Annotated in this window: 20 protein-coding genes; 15 read left to right on the top strand and 5 right to left on the bottom strand. The window is 47.4% G+C overall.

Going from position 1 to position 18,327, the window contains the following annotated elements; all coding sequences use genetic code 11:
• Window positions 1-113 precede the first annotated feature (113 nt).
• Window positions 114-1,208, bottom strand: a complete 1,095-nt coding sequence (gene ychF, locus ACT6NU_RS13815) for a redox-regulated ATPase YchF (RefSeq protein WP_445382260.1) — start codon at window positions 1,206-1,208, stop codon at window positions 114-116.
• A 178-nt stretch (window positions 1,209-1,386) separates the two neighbouring features.
• Here ychF and ACT6NU_RS13820 point away from each other — a divergent pair, with 178 nt between their 5' ends.
• Window positions 1,387-2,859, top strand: coding sequence for a carboxypeptidase-like regulatory domain-containing protein (locus ACT6NU_RS13820; protein WP_445382261.1), 1,473 nt, complete (start codon window positions 1,387-1,389; stop codon window positions 2,857-2,859).
• Window position 2,860: 1 nt separating this feature from the next.
• Here the strand turns inward: ACT6NU_RS13820 and ACT6NU_RS13825 are convergent, their stop codons facing one another.
• A complete protein-coding gene (locus ACT6NU_RS13825) occupies window positions 2,861-3,214 on the bottom strand; it encodes a 4Fe-4S dicluster domain-containing protein (RefSeq protein WP_445382262.1) in 354 nt (117 codons plus the stop codon).
• Window positions 3,215-3,318: 104 nt separating this feature from the next.
• On the opposite strand from ACT6NU_RS13825, the gene ACT6NU_RS13830 reads away from it, so the two are divergent.
• The 9 genes from ACT6NU_RS13830 (at window position 3,319) to ACT6NU_RS13870 (ending at window position 11,502) form a co-directional block, all read left to right on the top strand.
• Window positions 3,319-4,389 (top strand): acyl-CoA reductase, encoded by a 1,071-nt coding sequence (locus ACT6NU_RS13830; protein WP_445382263.1) that lies wholly within the window; start codon window positions 3,319-3,321, stop codon window positions 4,387-4,389.
• A 62-nt stretch (window positions 4,390-4,451) separates the two neighbouring features.
• The gene (gene serC / locus ACT6NU_RS13835; RefSeq protein WP_445382264.1) at window positions 4,452-5,516 is read left to right on the top strand and encodes a 3-phosphoserine/phosphohydroxythreonine transaminase; all 1,065 of its coding nucleotides are present in this window, start codon (window positions 4,452-4,454) and stop codon (window positions 5,514-5,516) included.
• A 33-nt stretch (window positions 5,517-5,549) separates the two neighbouring features.
• The gene (locus tag ACT6NU_RS13840; RefSeq protein ID WP_445382265.1) at window positions 5,550-6,500 is read left to right on the top strand and encodes a D-2-hydroxyacid dehydrogenase; all 951 of its coding nucleotides are present in this window, start codon (window positions 5,550-5,552) and stop codon (window positions 6,498-6,500) included.
• Between the two features lie 67 nt (window positions 6,501-6,567).
• Window positions 6,568-7,203 (top strand): DUF937 domain-containing protein, encoded by a 636-nt coding sequence (locus ACT6NU_RS13845; protein ID WP_445382266.1) that lies wholly within the window; start codon window positions 6,568-6,570, stop codon window positions 7,201-7,203.
• 74 nt (window positions 7,204-7,277) lie between these two features.
• On the top strand, window positions 7,278-7,736 hold the full coding sequence (locus tag ACT6NU_RS13850) for a DUF6146 family protein (protein WP_445382267.1): 459 nt from the start codon (window positions 7,278-7,280) through the stop codon (window positions 7,734-7,736).
• A 32-nt stretch (window positions 7,737-7,768) separates the two neighbouring features.
• Window positions 7,769-8,086: a DUF6787 family protein gene (locus tag ACT6NU_RS13855; RefSeq protein ID WP_445382268.1), complete on the top strand. Its 318-nt coding sequence runs from the start codon at window positions 7,769-7,771 to the stop codon at window positions 8,084-8,086.
• A gap of 64 nt (window positions 8,087-8,150) precedes the next feature.
• Window positions 8,151-8,465: a hypothetical protein gene (locus tag ACT6NU_RS13860; RefSeq protein WP_445382269.1), complete on the top strand. Its 315-nt coding sequence runs from the start codon at window positions 8,151-8,153 to the stop codon at window positions 8,463-8,465.
• Between the two features lie 96 nt (window positions 8,466-8,561).
• The gene (locus tag ACT6NU_RS13865) at window positions 8,562-10,916 is read left to right on the top strand and encodes a TonB-dependent receptor (RefSeq protein WP_445382270.1); all 2,355 of its coding nucleotides are present in this window, start codon (window positions 8,562-8,564) and stop codon (window positions 10,914-10,916) included.
• Between the two features lie 13 nt (window positions 10,917-10,929).
• Window positions 10,930-11,502: a type 1 periplasmic binding fold superfamily protein gene (locus ACT6NU_RS13870; protein WP_445382271.1), complete on the top strand. Its 573-nt coding sequence runs from the start codon at window positions 10,930-10,932 to the stop codon at window positions 11,500-11,502.
• 21 nt (window positions 11,503-11,523) lie between these two features.
• Here the strand turns inward: ACT6NU_RS13870 and ACT6NU_RS13875 are convergent, their stop codons facing one another.
• Window positions 11,524-11,823 (bottom strand): hypothetical protein, encoded by a 300-nt coding sequence (locus ACT6NU_RS13875; RefSeq protein ID WP_445382272.1) that lies wholly within the window; start codon window positions 11,821-11,823, stop codon window positions 11,524-11,526.
• A 22-nt stretch (window positions 11,824-11,845) separates the two neighbouring features.
• Complete coding sequence (gene folE / locus ACT6NU_RS13880) at window positions 11,846-12,445, bottom strand: GTP cyclohydrolase I FolE (protein ID WP_445382273.1); 600 nt, start codon at window positions 12,443-12,445, stop codon at window positions 11,846-11,848.
• A 171-nt stretch (window positions 12,446-12,616) separates the two neighbouring features.
• Between folE and ACT6NU_RS13885 the strand changes: the two genes are divergently transcribed.
• Together ACT6NU_RS13885 and ACT6NU_RS13890 are read left to right on the top strand one after the other, a co-directional pair.
• Window positions 12,617-13,279 carry an ABC transporter ATP-binding protein gene (locus ACT6NU_RS13885; RefSeq protein ID WP_445382274.1) on the top strand — a complete coding sequence of 221 codons (663 nt, stop codon included), beginning with the start codon at window positions 12,617-12,619 and terminating at the stop codon, window positions 13,277-13,279.
• 49 nt (window positions 13,280-13,328) lie between these two features.
• Window positions 13,329-14,096, top strand: coding sequence for a TIGR02757 family protein (locus ACT6NU_RS13890; protein ID WP_445382275.1), 768 nt, complete (start codon window positions 13,329-13,331; stop codon window positions 14,094-14,096).
• A gap of 18 nt (window positions 14,097-14,114) precedes the next feature.
• On the opposite strand, the gene ACT6NU_RS13895 is transcribed toward ACT6NU_RS13890, so the two are convergent.
• Complete coding sequence (locus ACT6NU_RS13895) at window positions 14,115-15,254, bottom strand: Gfo/Idh/MocA family protein (RefSeq protein WP_445382276.1); 1,140 nt, start codon at window positions 15,252-15,254, stop codon at window positions 14,115-14,117.
• Window positions 15,255-15,375: 121 nt separating this feature from the next.
• On the opposite strand from ACT6NU_RS13895, the gene ACT6NU_RS13900 reads away from it, so the two are divergent.
• The 3 genes from ACT6NU_RS13900 to ACT6NU_RS13910 all read left to right on the top strand — a co-directional run bounded on the left by ACT6NU_RS13900 (window position 15,376) and on the right by ACT6NU_RS13910 (window position 18,298).
• Window positions 15,376-16,869 carry a S10 family peptidase gene (locus tag ACT6NU_RS13900; RefSeq protein ID WP_445382277.1) on the top strand — a complete coding sequence of 498 codons (1,494 nt, stop codon included), beginning with the start codon at window positions 15,376-15,378 and terminating at the stop codon, window positions 16,867-16,869.
• A gap of 89 nt (window positions 16,870-16,958) precedes the next feature.
• Complete coding sequence (locus ACT6NU_RS13905; protein WP_445382278.1) at window positions 16,959-17,537, top strand: hypothetical protein; 579 nt, start codon at window positions 16,959-16,961, stop codon at window positions 17,535-17,537.
• Between the two features lie 77 nt (window positions 17,538-17,614).
• Window positions 17,615-18,298, top strand: coding sequence for an SGNH/GDSL hydrolase family protein (locus ACT6NU_RS13910; RefSeq protein WP_445382279.1), 684 nt, complete (start codon window positions 17,615-17,617; stop codon window positions 18,296-18,298).
• Window positions 18,299-18,327: the final 29 nt, after the last annotated feature.

Genomic DNA, 18,327 nt, shown 5'->3' on the forward strand with positions numbered 1-18,327 from the left:
TTAGGCTAACAAATCAAAATCAGGGCATGCTAAAGTAATTAACAATACGCCCAATGTTTGTTGATATACCCTATTTATGGCCTTTTCCTTTGAATTCAGCAGCTTTTAAGCCACTAAACGTTAAAACGGAAGTGCATCACATCCCCGTCCGCAACCACATACTCCTTGCCTTCAACCCGCATTTTACCGGCTTCCCTGACTTTGGCTTCGCTTCCGTACTTCTGGTAATCATCAAAAGAAATAACCTCAGCCCTTATAAAACCCTTTTCGAAATCCGTGTGAATTACCCCGGCTGCCTGAGGGGCTGTTGACCCAACCGGAATAGTCCATGCCCTTACTTCTTTTTCCCCGGCCGTAAAATAGGTCTGTAAATTCAGGAGCCTGTAGGCAGCCCGGATCAGTTTGGAAGAGCCCGGCTCCTCAAGCCCCAGGTCTTCGAGAAAGAGCTGGCGTTCTTCGTAAGTGTCCAGTTCGTTGATATCTGCTTCGGTGGCTACCGCCAGTACGAGCACTTCAGCCTGTTCATCTTTTACTGCCTCGCGGACTTGTTCCACGTAGGCGTTCCCGGAGGTTGCTGCACTCTCATCCACATTGCAGACGTATAAGACCGGCTTGTCTGTAATAAGCTGAAGCGGTTTTACATAGGCCTGATACCCCTCCTCCGGCAGGGATATGGCCCTTACCGAAGTCCCGCTTTCCAGATTCTTTTTCAACAGCTGCAATATTTCGGCTTCCTGTTGTGCTTCTTTATTGCCGGTTTTGGCGGTGCGCCCCACCCGCTCCAGGCGTTTTTCCACGGTTTCAAGATCCTTGAGCTGCAGTTCCATGTCTATGGTCTCCTTGTCCCTAATCGGGTCAACAGAGCCATCTACGTGTACTACATTATCATTGTCGAAGCAGCGAAGTACGTGCAGAATGGCATCTGTCTCGCGAATGTTGCCAAGAAACTGGTTTCCCAGCCCCTCACCTTTGCTGGCCCCTTTGACCAGGCCCGCAATATCTACAATTTCAACAGTGGCCGGAATGACACGCTGGGGTTTTACGAGGCTTTCAAGCTCCTGCAGACGGGGGTCTGGCACATTAACCACCCCTATGTTCGGTTCTATGGTGCAGAAGGGGAAATTCGCACTTTGGGCCTTTGCATTGGAAAGGCAGTTAAATAAGGTGGATTTGCCCACATTTGGGAGGCCAACTATTCCAGCTTTCATAATTCTCGCTCACTTAGGAAAGGCCATAAGAAACAGCCCTGATTTTTATGGCTGCAAATATAGTTCTATTTTACCTTTCTAAAGCCTGGTGCTAATGGTTAGTGTTTGCAAATTAATTCCAAACAATGCGTAACAATACGCCAACCGCATCGTCTAAGCCATGGAAGACTTCAGAATAATGAAAAAAATACTGTTTAGTATAGCATTTTTATTGGTAATCCCCGGCTTCGGGCAGAACTACACCGCCAGGTTGCTGGACGCCTCCAACGGCGAACCCGTCCCTTTCGCCACTATCAAAACCGGCACCGACAGGGGAACAATAAGCAACGAAGAAGGTTATTTCACTATAGACATCGGAACCCTGGAAGCAAGCGGAATTGAGATTTCCTGTATGGGGTACAGGACCACCGCTGTCCAAACAGGGAAACTTTCGGCCTCCCTTACCGAGATTTCGCTTGAACCAGCGGCTATCAACCTCAACGAGGTACAATTGTCCAATCGGATTCCGGATGCGGATGAAATCATCGCAAATGTGCGGGATCGCCTTAAGGTAAACTACGGGCTTGTGCAACCTGCCTATGAGCTTTTTTACCGGAAATCGGAATACATGCAATTTGACGATCTGGATTTAGAACTGGAAAAAGCCTCAGACCTGAATCGCAGGGAAATAGAGGCAGCGGACAAGGAATTACAGGGGTTGGGGGATGCAATTATAGCCAGCGAAGCGAAGGATTTCCTCGATTTTAAGGGCCTGCTCAGAATCGATTCCGATACGGCCAGCACCTTCCGCATGCAACGAGCCACACAGCTTACCGATTCCAAAAAGAATTATTCTACGGATAAAATCCAGGAAAGGGCCCAGCAGATAATCCTGTCACATTTGGATAGCACCCAGACCTACAAAGTTAAAACAGGGATATTTAAAATAGAGGACAGTATTTCCCTGAAGGAGGCCTTCGAAGAAAGTAAACCATCAGACAGTATGGAGCTGAAGTACCTGAAAAAAAAATCTATGTCCTTGCTTAAAATTGCGAGTTGGAAACCGGAAAGCCGCTTGCTGAATTTCCTGGATGGGGATTTGTACAGTTATTCCTTTAAAAAGGCCACCTATTTTAATGGAAACTACGTGTATGCCCTCGGTTTTATACCCAGGCGCTCAAAGGCTAAATTCACTGGAACGCTCTATGTAGACGCAATTAATTTTGCCGTCCTGAAAGCAGATTACGAGTACGCTAAGGGAAAGGAGGGTCAGAAAGTAAATTTAAAATTGCTTCTGGGGATTAAGTTTATTGAAAACCTCCATAGGGGCACAGTTATATTTCAAAAAGATATTGAAGGCCTTTACAAGCCCTATTTCATTCAAAGACAGATGGGTAACTACATTTACCTGCACCGGAGCCTTAAATTCATTGAAAACAGTGCCAGTCGTAAAAAAGTGCGCTTTGACTTTCTTCTAGAAGGTGGCACCCGGGAAAATGAACTCCTGCTGATTCGGCCTGCAAGTACTGATCAAAGTGCAGAACTGCTAGCCTATAAGGAACCAAAAAAAGTACCGGTTATAAAATTGACACAATACGAACCCACCATTTGGCAGGATTCCGAAATTATTGCTCCCTTACAGGAAATGAAAAATTTCAGGGTGTCCGAATAGTTTAATCCTCTGGGTGCATAAAGCGTTGCTTGCCCAGGAGTTGCTCTTCGGTTTCAACATGATCTTCATCCGGAACACAACAATCTACCGGGCAGACTGCCGCACATTGGGGTTCCTCATGAAAGCCCATGCATTCGGTACATTTATCGGGCGCTATGTAATAAACCTCATCGCTGATGGGTTCCTGAACCGCATCTGCATCCACCTCCTTACCATCGGGCAGCATTACCTTGCCGCTGAGGGAAGTACCATCACTGTAGCGCCATTCATCGGCACCCTCATAGATTGCCGTATTCGGACATTCCGGTTCGCAGGCCCCGCAGTTAATACATTCGTCTGTGATGATAATTGCCATAGTTTTCTTTTTCAGGTAAATACCCGGCCGAGGGTTTGTCTCAGGCGCAGTGTATCTTTATTTTTGCACAAAGGTAATGGCTAAACCATTTTCCAACAAATATTATGAGCCAACACTATTCTTCTCTACCCGCATTGGTGAAATTAGGTTCCTTTCTCAGGGAATATGTCGCATACAAGACTGCCGGAGACAATGCTTTTAAATCAGTGCCTGCTCCATTCAGTGCTTTTGATGAGGTGCTGCTGAGGGCAACAGCCGAAAATGCCTGGTTTACAGAGGCAGAAATACTGTTTGCCTTGCACTCATGGGCCGGAAATCTGAGAGAAGAAACCCTAAGCGACTGGCTTGGCAGGTATACACTGCCAGCCCAAAATCCCTTAACAGTTGCCCTGATTATGGCGGGGAACATCCCGCTTGTAGGCTTCCACGATTTTTTGTCTGTATTGGTATGCCGGCACAAGGCCCTGGTTAAATGCTCTGCAAAAGACCAGCGATTATTGCCTTTTCTGGCCCAAAAACTAATGGAATACGATCCGGATTTAGAAGGTTGCATGGAATTTACGACGGGCCAACTGGATAATTTCGATGCTGTTATCGCCACAGGCAGCAACAATACCAGCAGATATTTCGAATACTATTTTGCAGATAAACCGCACATTATACGTAAAAACAGAAATAGCGTTGCCGTGCTTAACGGCAAAGAAACGCAGGCAGACCTCAGCGGGCTGGCGTCAGATGTCTTTCGTTATTTTGGGATGGGATGCCGCAGCGTTTCGAAATTGTACGTTCCCGGCAACTATGACTTCTCTGACTTATTTAAAGCTTTTTATGAGTTCCGGGATGTCATAAACCATCATAAGTATGCCAATAATTACGATTACAATAAGGCGGTATACCTGATGAGCGGTAGCCAGATGCTGGATAATGACTTCCTCTTATTAAAGGAGGATACCGGTTTCGGTTCGCCTATCGGGACCCTCTTCTATGAGCATTACGAGTCGGAAGAAGCATTAAAGCACCTTCTTGAACAAAACAATGAGTCTATTCAGTGCCTGGTGGGAGATATGGTCATTCCTGGGGCAATCCCGTTCGGAAAGGCCCAGAAACCAGACCTTTCCGATTACGCAGACGGAGTGGACACTGTTGAATTTCTGTTAAAAAACTCCATAAAATAAGCCAGCAGTGTACTGGTATTTAAGGTCTATTTTCAGACCTTTGCAATTCTAAAAACCTACAAATGAAAAAGCATAATTTCAGTGCCGGGCCTTGTATCCTGCCGCAGGAAGTAATGAAAAAAGCATCCGAGGCGGTTGCAGAACTCGATGGAATGGGGCTGTCCCTCATTGAAATATCCCATCGCAGCAAGGCTTTTGTCGGGATTATGGAACAGGCACGTGAGCTGGCCCTGGAATTGCTCGGATTGCAGGATAAAGGCTACGAAGCCCTCTTTTTGCAGGGTGGAGCGAGTTTGGAATTTCTTATGGTCCCTTACAATCTGCTCGAAAACAAGGCTGGATATATCAATACTGGTACCTGGAGCGACAAGGCCATAAAAGAGGCCAAGTTATTTGGAACCGTAGTTGAAATTGCTTCTTCCAAGGATAAGAATTACAACTATATCCCCAAGGGTTTCAGTGTACCCAATGATTTGGATTACCTCCACCTTACATCCAACAACACCATATTTGGCACGCAGTTCAAGTCCTTTCCAGAAACCAAGTTGCCTGTGGTGGCTGATATGAGTTCGGATATTTTCTCACGGGCTATCGATTATTCGCAATTTGACCTCATTTACGCCGGAGCTCAGAAAAATATGGGCCCTGCCGGTACTACCCTGGTTGTGGTCAAAAAGGAAATCCTTGGAAATGTAAGCCGAAAAATACCTTCCATGATGGATTATCTGGTTCATCTGAGCAAAGACAGTATGTTCAATACGCCATCTGTTTTCGCAGTGTATGTCTCCATGCTTACCCTGCAATGGTTAAAAGAACTGGGAGGGGTTTCGGCCATTGAAGAAATCAATGAGAAAAAAGCCAAACTGCTCTACTCGGAGATTGACCTGAATCCTTTGTTCGAAGGATATGCAGCCAAAGCCGATCGCTCCCTTATGAATGCAACCTTTAACCTGAAAGAGCCAAAGCTCAAGGAAACCTTTGACAAAATGTGGCAGGAAGCGGGAATTAATGGCCTTGCAGGACACCGTTCTGTGGGGGGATACCGTGCCTCCATGTACAATGCCCTTTCCCTGGAAAGCGTTGGGGTACTGGTAGATGTGATGAGTGATCTGGAGCGAAAAGCCTGACCCCTAATTAATACCTGCCTTAATTACTTATCAATGGTTATACATGCAAATGACGGATTATCCGAAACGGGGAAAAGTGTCCTTGAAAAAGAAGGTTTTACCGTCCTGACCACCCGGGTGGCCAGCGAGCAACTCATCCCCTATTTACAACAACACCGGGTTAACGCACTGCTGGTGCGTTCCGCAACCAGCGTGACCCGGGAAATAATCACAGCCTGCCCGGCTTTAAAGCTTATAGGAAGAGCAGGCGTAGGAATGGACAATATTGATGTGGATTTTGCAAAATCTAAGGGTATCCATGTAATCAATACACCCGAGGCTTCAGCAGGCTCTGTGGCTGAACTGGTCTTTGCCCATTTGCTTGGAGGCGTGCGCTTCCTTCACGATTCGAACCGAAATATGCCCCTGGAAGGAGACCAGCATTTTAAAAGCCTGAAAAAGACCTATTCCAAGGGTAGTGAGTTAAAGGGAAAAACGCTGGGAATTATAGGCTTTGGCAGAATTGGAAAAGCAGTGGCCAAAATAGGAATCGGAATGGGGATGCAGGTCATTTTCAGTGATGCCCATCAGGAGCAATGTACCATTACCCTCGAATTCCATGACGGACAACAGCTGGATTTTAATCTGAAAGGTTATTCCCTGGATTCGCTTCTTCAGAAATCTGACTTCGTAAGTCTTCACGTACCGGCTCAGGATTCCCCTATCATTGGGAAAAGAGAACTGGGCCTTATGAAAGAGGGCGCCGCACTGATTAATGCAGCCCGCGGCGGAGTGGTAGACGAAGTTGCCCTGTTGGATGCCCTGGAATCGGAAAAGATCAGTTTTGCGGGCCTGGATGTCTTCGAATCCGAACCCCGCCCAGAAGTTCAGTTGTTAATGCACCCTAAACTATCCCTTAGCCCTCATATTGGGGCCGCAACCCGAGAAGCTCAGGACCGGATTGGCCTGGAATTGGCTGAGCAGATCATTAATTTGTTAAAATAGGGCTGTTCCAAGCTTACAAAATTTGCGCTTTTCGTATCTTCTCCAGCAAACTATAAAAAAATAACATATGTCTGGATTATTAGATCTTATCAATAGCCCGATGGGTAAACAACTCATTAGCGGAGTTGCGAAGGAAACGGGGCAACCGGAGAACAAAACAGCTGATATCCTGAGTATGGCCATGCCTTTACTGGTTGGAGCCATGAAGAAAAATGCCTCGGACCCGCAGGGCGCAGCCGGGCTTATAGGGGCATTGAATTCCAAGCACAACGGCAGCATTTTAGATGACCTGGGGGGGTTGTTTGGAGGTGGCGTAGATTCAGGCTTAAAACAAGACGGGGCAGGTATTCTGGGCCACGTGCTGGGAAGTAAACAACCCGTAGTGGAAAACGCACTCAGCAAACAAACCGGGGTAGACAGTAGCGCAATCTCTGAAATCCTTAAGATTGCAGCACCTATTATTATGGGATATCTGGGAAGGCAGGCCTCACAAGGGAATGTATCAGACTCCAGCGGGCTTACAAGTCTCCTGGGAAGTATGCTGGGAGGGCAGCCCAGGCAGAACCAGAGCCTGATCACCAGCCTGATCGACTCGGACGGGGATGGAAGTGTGCTGGATGACGTTGCAGGGATGGTGCTTGGAAATTCCAAATCCAAAAAAGGAGGACTTGGTGGTCTTTTGGGCGGAATATTCGGAAAATAGTAAAATACCTTTATAATACGTTAAACTGCTTGCTGACACAGGCAGTTTTTTTTATTTTAAAGAAAAAGATAGCAATGAGAGTAAAAGGAGTGTTTCAATTATACGCAACGGTCCTCAGTATGATACTGCTGGCTTCCTGTGGTACCCAAAGCGGGGCAGTGAGTGTAAGCCAAGAGGAAAAAGCAGTATTTGAACAGCAAAAGGGTGACCCCGTTAAAATAGCAGATGCCGAATCCAAATACGAGATAGTCATTATTGACCCGGGGTTCTATAGCTGGCTGAAAAGTTTTGCGCAACCGGAGGGTTATTATTCTCAGACGTTCCTGGAAAACCGCAATGCCATCTATGTCATGAACTGGAACCAGCGCGTGCTTCTGCCCATGCAATACAACTCAAACCTGTATGAGTTACAAATCGATTATGACCCCGATATCGATTACGGCTATGAGGTGAATTACAAATTGTACAATTATTTTATCTATTTCCAGCGCAAGTACAACCAGCGCCTCGGGCCTTACCTGCCCAGAATATAATTTATTATCTTCGCGGCCAGAATTAAAAATCCATGAACCGACTTAAGGAACGCTGGGGCATCACCTCTAACTGGCAATTAATAGTAATCCTTTTTGTCTTTGCCATTACAGGCTCTTCTTCTGTATATGTGGCCAAACCTTTTTTGCAATGGATTGGGCTTACATCAGGGGCTTTTGATGATAACTGGTGGGGACCCTGGATCTACTGGAGCCTTCGCATTTTATTGATTTTTCCTTTTTATCAGGTTTTACTGGTGCTGTTCGGATGGTTATTCGGGCAATTTCGGTTCTTCTGGAATTTCGAAAAACAAATGCTGGTCCGCCTGGGGTTGGGATTCCTGTTCCGGTAAATTAAGCTTTCTTTAACAGGCAAAGCAGCTATTATACGGTTAATTTGTAAAAAATGCTTTTTTGATGATCAAGAGGCTTTTTTCGATCTGTTTGCTTTTCTGCATGGTATATCCGACCATCGCATCAGTAAGGCATGCCCTGACCGATCATATTGAGCGACACTGCCAGGACGATATTCCCAATCATTTCCACAGTAGTGAAAGCAGCTGCGATTTTGACCAGTATCACAGGGATTTGCTTTATCAGCAAACCTTTGCAGAACCAGATTGGTTTACCGAAGGACTCCTGCTGGACGCCCCTTTTTCCAAAAGTCTTTTTTATCTTCAGGACCATAGCAATCATAAAAAAAGCCGGGCTCCACCCTCATATTTGATGTAATACTCAGGAGAAGTTATTATCAAACGCATCAAATTTCACTAAATGCCATTTTTAAGACACTGTCTTTTTGCATGCACCGTGTTTCTAACCCTTGTTGTGAACGGGCAACAGTGCCAGCTAACAATCGAAGGGAAAATTCTGGATTATCACGACCGGTCCCCCCTGGTGGGTGCCCTTATTCAGGTAAACAAACAAGAGCAGTATGCACAGACAGACCTCAACGGGAATTTCCAGATAAGCGGCTTGTGTCCGGGCGTCTATGAATTGGAGGTTTCGCATCCGGAATGTCGTACCACCTTTAAGGTATTTCGCATATCGGAAAACCTCAGCACCACTATTTTGCTGGAGCACCATTTAGAGAAGCTGGAGGAGGTGCAGGTGGTTGGTGCAGCCAACCCGAATGAAACCAATTCCGGTGCGGAGGTTGTACTGGAAAAGAAGGTTTTAGAGCGCTACGCCAGTGGAAGCCTGGGTGATGCCCTGAAGGAGATTAGCGGTGTATCCAGCATCAACACCGGTGCTGCGATAGTGAAACCGGTTATTCAGGGACTTTATGGGAGTCGTGTACTGGTAATGAACAATAATGTGAGGATGCAGGACATGGAGTGGGGTGAGGATCACGCTCCCAATGTTGATCTGAACAGCCTTGACCAGGTCCGGCTTATCAAAGGCTCTGCAGCTCTTAAGTATGGCGGTGATGCCATTGGCGGGGTTATAGTGCTGGAAAGCGACTGGGTTCCGAGTATGGACAGCATTTGGGGAAGCACCAGCCTCTCTGCCGTTTCCAATGGAAAAGGCGGCTCCCTTACTACTGAGCTAAACAGATCCTGGTCCGGCGGCTTCTACCTGAAGGGACAGGCCAGTTATCGCCTGATAGGGGACCTCCGGGCACCTGATTATATCCTTTCAAATACCGGAAACCGGCAGCTTGGCTTTAGTTTTGAAACCGGGAATCGCTCCTTTGAACAGGGATGGAGTGTAAACTACTCTTATTTTGATGCGACCATTGGCGTCCTCAGGGCTTCGCATATTGGAAATGTCGATGACCTGATCCGGAGCATCAACAACCGCAGCCCGGAAGTGATCGAGCCCTTTACCTACAGCATTAATGAACCCCGGCAGGAAGTTAGCCACCACCTGGGAAAAGCCAAATATTACCGGCGGATCTCAGGTGTAGGGACCTGGGAGATTCAGTATGATGTACAGCGTAACCGAAGGTTTGAATTTGATGTTAACCGCACTCAGGCCCAGTCGGATATTCCTTCAATAGACCTCACGCTCACAACGCATAGTTTACAAACGGACCTGAGCCTGGACCGGTCTGAGAAGGTATCCCTCGATTTCGGCCTGTTGGGTCGCTATCAGGATAATTTTGCAGATCCCCAAACCGGGGTTCGCAGGCTCATTCCTGATTACACGCGGCTGGAACTGGGGGCTTATGGTTCTGCGGAGTGGATGCTTTCGGACAAACTAACAGCAGATGCAGGCCTGCGCTATGATTTCAGCCGGATAGATGCCCTGAAATTTTACAGGACCAGCCGCTGGGAGGAACGCGGGTATGATCAGAGCTTCCCGGAATTGGTGGTGGAAGACCTGGGAACCCAGTTGCTGACCAATCCGGTTTTTGATTACAATAACTTTTCCGCAGCGGCCGGTATTCGGTGGGCTCCCAGTAACGACTGGGACCTTACCCTGAATCTTGCGCGTTCCCAAAGGGCTCCTAACCCTTCAGAATTGTTCAGCGATGGCTTACACCATTCTGCAGCGCGCATAGAGCTGGGAGACCTCAGGATCAGTAGCGAGATCGCAAACAGGATTACGGCAACCGCTGAATATAAAAGTACCTTCTGGGGGCTAAGTGTAAATCCTTACCTGAACAGCATCAATAATTTTATCCTGCTGGAACCTACAGAAGTGGAGTTCACCATCCGTGGTGCATTCCCGGTATGGAGTTACAGGCAAACCGATGCGGTGTTGGCAGGAGTTGATTTTTCCGGCTACCTTAACTGGATGCCACAACTGACTACCCGCCATCAATTTTCGCTGGTCAAGGGAAGGGACGTTAATCTGGAAGAACCACTTATTAACATGCCTCCGGCTCGTTTTACCAATTCTGTCCTTTTTAGTAAGTCCCGATGGAATAATTTCCAGCTGGAACTGGAAAGCGATTATGTTTTCCGGCAGAATGAGTTCCCTGAAGATATTCAGGTGTTTTCACCCGAACAAGGCGAGGAGGTATTGTTACAAATCAATACCCCTCCGGAAGCCTATCATTTATTTAATCTGAACAGCAGTGTTGATTTTGACCTCGGCGAGAGCCAGGCACTGGCAGTTTCCCTTACTGCAAGAAACCTATTCAACACCCGTTTCAGAGACTACCTGGATCGCCTGCGCTATTTTGCAGACAACCAGGGCATCAATATGATTTTAAACATAAAATTCACTTATTAATAAATATAAAACCATGTTACAATACACTAAATTTCAGAAACATACCTCTATTTTCTTAATGGCTGCTTTAAGCTCTTTTTTGCTATTGAGCTGCAGCAATGACAACGACAACCCCGAACCTATAGACGAGGAGGAAACCATTACTACCATGAATGTTAGCCTGCTTAGCAGCGGAAATCCGACTGTAACCCTTCAGGCAAGAGACCTTGACGGGGACGGGCCGAATCCGCCTGTGATAACTATATCTGGAGCACTCAGTGCCAATACCACGTACCAGGGTTCTATTGAACTACTCAACGAAACTGTAAATCCTGCCGAAGATATTACCGAAGAAGTGGCGGAAGAGGCAGAAGAACATCAATTCTTTTTTGACATTGATGGTAGTTTAGATACTGCTGCGGCAACAGATCAGGATGCCAATGGCAACCCCCTTGGCTTAAGTTTCCAGCTGGTAACAGCTGCTGCGGGGAACGGGACCCTGAGCATTACCCTGAGGCATGAGCCTAAAAAACCCAATGACGGAAGTCTGTTTGATGCAGGGGGTGAGACCGACATTGCACAAAGCTTTAGCCTTGTTATCGAATAAAACTCCAAGCAATATGCTGATTTACGCCTGTTTTCGGACAGGCGTTTTTTTTGCGGGGTTGATGAGATACGTATAAATCCACATCAGTGTAAAGGAAGGGAACCAATCCGTCCCGGGGATCAATTCTTCAACAAAAGCAATAAAACCTGCAGCTTTTCCGGCTCGTCCCTTGTACATCCGTGTCATCAGCCACCCGGCCAGGGGCGCCCAGATCATATCTGAAAATTCGCCTATGCCAGGGATGGCAAATGAAAGCATCCCAAGGCCATCGAAAAACAGCCCGGCAAGTAATTTCTTGTATTTATCTGGAAAGTTCCCCATAGGATAATTAGTAAAGCAAGTTTCAGGACAAGTGAGAACTGATCAACTTTAAAAATTCATTCCGGGTTTCAATTTTCTCGAACTGCCCCCTGAAGCCTGAGGTAGTGGTAACCGAGTTTTGCTTCTGAACCCCGCGCATCATCATGCACATATGCGCAGCTTCAATCACAACGGCAACCCCCTTGGGTTTGAGGGTTTTGTTGATACATTCCAGGATGTCATCGGTAAGTCGTTCCTGTACCTGCAGGCGTCTTGCGAAGACGTCTACCACCCGTGGGATTTTACTCAGCCCCACAATGTGGCCGTCCGGGATATATGCGATATGGGCTTTCCCGAAAAAGGGTAGCATATGGTGCTCACAGAGGGAATACACCTCAATGTCTTTGATAATCACCATTTCGCTGTAAGATTCCTTAAACATGGCGCTTTTAAGGATTTCCACCGCATCCTGTTTATATCCCTGGGTCAAAAAAAGCATTGCCTTGGCGGCCCGCTCCGGGGTCTTAACCAGGCCCTCCCTTTTTACATCCTCTCCAATTTCATCCAGAATGCGCTCATAACGGGTGCGCACCTCGTTGGTGATTTCAATATTGTATTCCTCTAAGTGCCTGTAAGGAGCCATAGCTTGGTTTTTGCCTAAATATCTTAAAAAAAGTTGAGATCAATAGGATTCTGATTAAATGCTATTGAAAATTACCACAGAAAACACCGGGTATTCCCAAGAGTTTTTTATAGAATGCTATTTTGCCAAGTGTAAGCGAATGTTTACTTTCAGGCCAACAAATTTCAGGGGATGATAAGGGCTCGGAATATACATAAAACCTACGGGGACCTAGAAGTGCTCAAAGGGGTAAATCTGGAGATAAAGGCTGGAGAAATCGTATCGGTTGTAGGTGCCTCAGGAGCTGGAAAAACCACCCTGCTTCAAATATTGGGGACCCTGGATAGTCCGGACCCTGGCAAAGAGAGCCTGATAGAAATCGACCAGGTAGATGTAACCCGGCTGGGGGAAAAGAAATTAGCCCGGTTCAGGAACCGGCATATAGGATTTATATTCCAGTTCCACCAGCTCTTGCCGGAATTCACAGCTATAGAAAATATTTGTATTCCGGCCTTTATTCAGGGCGTACCCTCAGAAGAGGCCCGTGAGCACGCCAGGGAGCTCATGGAGTTTCTGGGGCTCTCTGGCCGTACAGAACACAAGCCACGACAACTTTCCGGGGGGGAACAGCAACGTGTAGCTGTTGCAAGGGCACTGATCAACAAGCCGGCCGTGGTCCTTGCAGATGAACCCAGCGGGAACCTGGATTCGGCCAGTGCCGATCGGTTACACCAACTTTTTTTCAAACTCCGGGACACTTTTGGGCAGACCTTTGTTATAGTGACCCATAATGAAGAGCTTGCGGATATGGCGGATCGCAAACTCACCATGGTGGACGGCCTCATCCTAGATTAGATGTCCTGCCGCCAAAGCTGAGGGCATAACAGATAATAGCAGTTAACCATTGAAAAAAGCGGAAATCAGGGAATTTCTGGATGAAAAAGTTGCGACCTACCAGCACCCATCCTTTCTCGAAACGGATCCGATACAAATCCCTCATTTGTTTGAAGATCAGGGGGATATTGAAATAGCAGGCTTTATTACTGCCACCATAGCATGGGGTAACCGCAAAAGCATTCTTACAAGCGGCCGAAGGCTGATTTCGCTTTTCGAAAACCGCCCGTTTGATTTTGTCATGAATGCTTCCGAAAAGGAAATTCAGGCACTAGGACCCTTTGTGCACCGTACTTTTAATGAAACAGATCTCGAACACTTTATCCGCTCTTTGCGGAATATTTATAGGAATCACGGAGGGCTGGAGCATCTTTTTGCGCGCTATGCCAAAGCCCAAAACCTGCAACCGGCTATTTCAGCTGTAAAACAGCATTTCTTTGAAATCCCGCACCCGCAGCGAAGCCGGAAACATTTTTCTGATCCTGAAAGAGGTTCTGCAGCAAAGCGCATCAATATGTTTCTGAGGTGGATGGTCCGCCCCGCAGATTCCGGGGTGGATTTCGGCCTTTGGAAAAAATTGAGCCCGTCCCAGCTTTCCTGCCCCCTGGATGTGCATTCCGGAAAGGTGGCAAGGGCCCTGGGACTCCTTAAGCGCAAACAAAATGACGCCAGGGCTGTGGCTGAACTGGATGCCTCCTTGCGAAAGTTAGACCCTGATGATCCGGTAAAATATGATTTTGCTCTATTCGGCCTGGGTGTCTTTGAAAAGTTTGGGTAAAAATTTAAAATTCTGAAATCACCCGCCCATCCCATAGTTTTCGGGCAGGTCTATAGCGATCCGTTTTCCGCCCTCCCGGATGGACTGATATATCGCTTCAACTATTACCATGTCCCTTCGACCCATCTCCCCGGGTGCTGAATTGGGAGTACCCTCCAATATGTGCCTGGCAAAATCATCCATTTGCAATTTTTGCTGACTTTCATGGGGAAAGGAAATAGGGCCCTGGGAGGTCCTTCCGCTTAACGGGCCGTAATTGTTAGCCGGTTGCAGCTCAAACCAGCCAGAATCGCAGGAACCGTAAAGGCGGTTTGCCCTTGCATTATGCGAGGTCATCATCTGCCCAACGGTTCCGCCGGGAAATTCAAACTGGGCAGTTATGGTTTCATCGGTTTCCCCAAAATAGTCAGGTCGGGTACTGAATTCCTGAGCTGTAACGGCTGCCGGGTTTTTTCCGCTTCCATAAATACAACTCTGAATGGAATAGACCCCCATGTTCATCAGTGCACCACCGCCTGACAAGGCCTTGTTCAGGCGCCATTGATTGGGGTTCCCCCTGGAAATATAGGCAGCATCCGCCGAAATAAAACGAACCTCCCCAAAAGTCTTGTCCCTTACAAAGCGTTTGATTTGCTGCGTATAGGGTTCGGAATGTAAGCGATATCCCATCCCCAGCGCTACGCCTGCTTCCCTGCAAGCTGCGATTATGGCATCGCATTCCGCCACATTCAGGCCCATGGGTTTTTCACAAATTACGTGCTTCCCGGCACGGGCTGCCCGAATCGAATATTCGGCATGCATACTGTTGGGCAAAACGATGTACACAATATCTATGGCCGGGTTGGCTGCGATATGGTCAAAATTTTCATAATTATAGACATGCTCAGCCGACAGTTTGTATTTCTTTTTCCAAACTTCGGCTTTTTCAGGGGTACCCGTTACAATTCCCGTCAATCGGCAATACTGTGTTTGCTGCAGAGCAGGTGCCAGCTGGTAAGTGCTGTAACTGCCCAGGCCTACCAGCGCAATACCCAGTTTCTTTTGGGGATAGCTGCACGAGGCCATCAGTCTGTTCAGCGGCAAACTTCCCAGGGCAAGGGTTCCCAACAGGCCCTTTCCCATCCGTTGGTTAAACTGTCTTCTGTTTACTGGGGCCATAACTTCGGTTTTTGAAAAGATACTAAAGAATCAGGAGCTTGAAAAAATGAAATTCAGTATCAGTGCACTCTCCCAACTGCTTTAAAAATGTTATTTTTAGGAGCTTTAAACCAACAATTACATGAAGACTACTAAATACTTCTGCACCTCTCTGCTTTTTTTGTCCACTCTGCTACTCAGCAGTCAAAACAGGAAAATCCCTGTAGATACCACAGTTGTCACGCAGCATTCGGTTACGGCCAACGGCCAGAGCTTTAGCTACACGGCCGAGACCGGAACCCAACCGGTCTGGGATGAAATGGGCGAACCCATTGCTACCTTGCATTATACCTATTACACCCGTAACAACATAAAAGACAGGGCTTCCAGGCCTTTATTGATCTCATTTAACGGAGGCCCTGGTTCCGGCTCCGTCTGGATGCACCTGGCCTATACAGGCCCTCGGGTACTGCGGATTGATGACGAAGGTTACCCGGTACAGCCCTATGGCGTGGATTCCAACCCCTACTCGGTGCTGGATGTAACAGACATCGTTTACGTGAACCCTGCAAATACCGGATATTCCAGAACGATTCCGGAGACGGGCAAAGATGTGGACCGGGATAAATTTTTCGGGATCAACGCAGATGTCGCTTACCTGGCGGAATGGCTCAACACCTTTGTTACCCGCCATAATCGCTGGAGTTCCCCCAAATATATCATTGGCGAATCCTACGGGGGAACACGCGTCATGGGGCTTTCCCTGGCCATGCAAAATCAGCAATGGATGTATTTAAATGGCGTTATTATGGTCTCCCCGGCTGATTACAAGGTCCTCAGGCAAGACAATCCGGTTAGCAGTGCCCTGAACCTGCCTTATTATACAGCAGCTGCCTGGCATCAGAAAGCCCTGCCTCCGTCACTGCAACAAAAGGACTTGCTGGAAATTTTACCGGAATCCGAAACCTTTACCATTAATGAATTGATACCGGCCATAGCCAAGGGAGGCTTTATCCCTGAGCAGGAAAGGCAGGCAATTGCTTCAAAAATGTCCTACTACTCGGGCCTGAGCGAAAAGGAAATCCTGGACCACAACCTGGATGTCCCTACTTCATATTTCTGGAAGGCACTGCTCAGGGATCGCGGTGGCTATACTGTAGGCAGGCTGGATAGCCGTTACCTGGGGATAGATAAAATGCTGGCCGGGACAAGGCCCGATTATAATTCCGAAATTACCTCCTGGCTTCACAGTTTTACACCTGCCATCAATTATTACCTGCAGGAAGAGCTCAAGTTTAAAACAGACATTAAATACAATATGTTTGGGCCCGTACGCCCCTGGAATAACGAAAACGACAATACCCGGGACAACCTCAGGCAGGCCATGGCTCAGAATCCCTATCTCAATGTGCTCATTCAATCTGGCTATTACGATGGTGCCACTACTTATTTCAATGCGAAATACACCATGTGGCAGGTAGACCCAAGCGGGCGCATGAAAGACCGGTTTGAATTCAAAGGGTACCGAAGCGGGCATATGATGTATCTGCGAAGGGAAGATTTAAAACAAGCCAACGATGATCTGCGCGCCTTTATCCTCCGCACCCAGGCAAAGGGGAAAAGTGCCAAATATTGAGGTAAGGTTCGGCTTCCCATTATTTAGTGATAAAATTGGCTATCTTAATGGAAACTAAAAACGTACATACATTAAAAACCGCTGAACCGATGAAAACTATTACCGGCTTCCTGGGCATGCTGCTGCTGGCAGGTTATGCTTATTGCCAGTACATTCCACCTAAAGAGTGGCAGATCAAAACAGCTCTGATGGCCGTACCAGAGGAATACCGGGATGCCGCCAAAGTATACGGATATGATGCCATGGGCAATTTTACGACCCTCAGGGAAGGAAACAATGCCTATATAGCCCTGGCTGACAACCCTTCAAATGAGAACTTTTCTACAGCCGCCTATCATAAAAGTCTCGAACCATTTATGGCAAGGGGCAGGGAATTGCGGGCAGAGGGAAAAGATTTTAAGCAGGTATTCGATATTCGCGAGGCCGAGGTCAGGGACGGGAAATTACCTATGCCGGAAAGGGCTACGCTTTGTGTATTTACCGGGACTGTTGAAAAGGAAACTGGTGAAATCAAAGACCCGTACCTCCGGTATGTGGTGTATATTCCTTTTGCAACAGGGGAATCTACAGGTCTGCCCACCACTCCCACCCCTCCCGGACATGCCTGGCTGATGGACCCGGGCACCCACCGTGCACATATTATGATTTCTCCCCCCAAATCCAATTAAACCTAAGGCCTTAGATAGAATGGGACAATCCCGTACAGCCCCTTTTGAATATGCATCAGATGAATTTAAAATGCCGAATGCCGGCCGTAATCCTATATATTTTCCTGTTGAGCAGTACCAATAGCAGCGCACAAGACTGGGCCAACCTATCGGCCTACCAGCAAGAGAATAAAGAGCTTGGAAAACCATCAGGGGAGACCGGGCGCGTGGTTTTTATGGGGAATTCAATTACCATTGGCTGGCTGGCTGCCTGCCCGGAGTTTTTTAAAGGAAAACCCTATATAAACAGAGGGATAGGCGGGCAAACCACCCCGCAAATGCTACTGCGTTTCCGGCAGGATGTGATTGACCTGCAACCACGGGTCGTTTTGATTCTGGCGGGCACCAATGATATAGCAGGCAATACCGGGCCAATGAGCCTGGAGCAAATTCTCGATAATCTGAAATCCATGACGGAACTCGCCCTGGCCAATGATATTATACCTGTTTTATGTTCCGTACTGCCTGCGACAGAGTATCCCTGGAAACCGGGAATAGAGCCCTCCGAAAAGATTCCGGCCCTCAATACCCTGATAAGGCAACATGCAAATAATAAGGGAATTGTATACCTGGATTACTATTCTGCCATGGTAAATGAGGCCAATGGCCTTGATCCTGAACTGGCCGAAGACGGTGTACATCCCACAACTGCAGGTTATCGCATCATGGGCCCATTGGCGGAAGCAGCCATTCAAAAGGCACTTAAAAAAGCACAGAAATAATCCCAGAAAACAACTTAGAAGTTCCTCCT

It is taken from the genome of Robiginitalea rubriflava, assembly GCF_052540725.1.

Bases quoted from the DNA above. Each gene is read 5' to 3' on its own strand.
- ACT6NU_RS13820 (WP_445382261.1), top strand. From the start codon at position 1,387: ATGAAAAAAATACTGTTTAGTATAGCATTTTTATTGGTAATCCCCGGC.
- ACT6NU_RS13895 (WP_445382276.1), bottom strand. From the start codon at position 15,254: ATGGCCCCAGTAAACAGAAGACAGTTTAACCAACGGATGGGAAAGGGC.
- ACT6NU_RS13850 (WP_445382267.1), top strand. From the start codon at position 7,278: ATGAGAGTAAAAGGAGTGTTTCAATTATACGCAACGGTCCTCAGTATG.
- serC (WP_445382264.1), top strand. From the start codon at position 4,452: ATGAAAAAGCATAATTTCAGTGCCGGGCCTTGTATCCTGCCGCAGGAA.
- ACT6NU_RS13830 (WP_445382263.1), top strand. From the start codon at position 3,319: ATGAGCCAACACTATTCTTCTCTACCCGCATTGGTGAAATTAGGTTCC.
- ACT6NU_RS13875 (WP_445382272.1), bottom strand. From the start codon at position 11,823: ATGGGGAACTTTCCAGATAAATACAAGAAATTACTTGCCGGGCTGTTT.
- ACT6NU_RS13825 (WP_445382262.1), bottom strand. From the start codon at position 3,214: ATGGCAATTATCATCACAGACGAATGTATTAACTGCGGGGCCTGCGAA.
- ACT6NU_RS13845 (WP_445382266.1), top strand. From the start codon at position 6,568: ATGTCTGGATTATTAGATCTTATCAATAGCCCGATGGGTAAACAACTC.
- ACT6NU_RS13905 (WP_445382278.1), top strand. From the start codon at position 16,959: ATGAAAACTATTACCGGCTTCCTGGGCATGCTGCTGCTGGCAGGTTAT.
- ACT6NU_RS13910 (WP_445382279.1), top strand. From the start codon at position 17,615: ATGCCGGCCGTAATCCTATATATTTTCCTGTTGAGCAGTACCAATAGC.
- ACT6NU_RS13840 (WP_445382265.1), top strand. From the start codon at position 5,550: ATGGTTATACATGCAAATGACGGATTATCCGAAACGGGGAAAAGTGTC.
- ACT6NU_RS13900 (WP_445382277.1), top strand. From the start codon at position 15,376: ATGAAGACTACTAAATACTTCTGCACCTCTCTGCTTTTTTTGTCCACT.
- ACT6NU_RS13855 (WP_445382268.1), top strand. From the start codon at position 7,769: ATGAACCGACTTAAGGAACGCTGGGGCATCACCTCTAACTGGCAATTA.
- ACT6NU_RS13860 (WP_445382269.1), top strand. From the start codon at position 8,151: ATGATCAAGAGGCTTTTTTCGATCTGTTTGCTTTTCTGCATGGTATAT.
- ychF (WP_445382260.1), bottom strand. From the start codon at position 1,208: ATGAAAGCTGGAATAGTTGGCCTCCCAAATGTGGGCAAATCCACCTTA.
- ACT6NU_RS13870 (WP_445382271.1), top strand. From the start codon at position 10,930: ATGTTACAATACACTAAATTTCAGAAACATACCTCTATTTTCTTAATG.
- folE (WP_445382273.1), bottom strand. From the start codon at position 12,445: ATGGCTCCTTACAGGCACTTAGAGGAATACAATATTGAAATCACCAAC.
- ACT6NU_RS13885 (WP_445382274.1), top strand. From the start codon at position 12,617: ATGATAAGGGCTCGGAATATACATAAAACCTACGGGGACCTAGAAGTG.